Origin of the sequence: Citrobacter sp. Cpo074, from assembly GCF_030332745.1 — a bacterium.
GTDB lineage: Bacteria > Pseudomonadota > Gammaproteobacteria > Enterobacterales > Enterobacteriaceae > Citrobacter > Citrobacter portucalensis.
In genome coordinates this window covers 1-211 of sequence record NZ_JAOWHG010000020.1, presented here as the reverse complement: position 1 = coordinate 211, position 211 = coordinate 1, and the positions used below count along the sequence as shown (strand labels likewise).

The following is a 211-nucleotide window of genomic DNA, read 5'->3' as shown; positions in this document are numbered from 1 at the left end:
ATACATTGAGCTAACCGATACTAATGAACCGTGAGGCTTAACCTTACAACGCCGAAGATGTTTTGGCGAAGAGACATCGACATTCAGCTTGATTACAGATTACATCGACATGCCCAGGAGGTGTGTTGATGAACAGAATTTGCCTGGCGGCTGTAGCGCGGTGGTCCCACCTGACCCCATGCCGAACTCAGAAGTGAAACGCCGTAGCGCC

General features: G+C 50.7%; 1 rRNA gene. It reads left to right on the top strand.

The features are described from left to right. Window positions 1–142 precede the first annotated feature (142 nt). A 5S ribosomal RNA gene (gene rrf, locus OGX83_RS00660) occupies window positions 143–211 on the top strand; the annotation flags it as partial.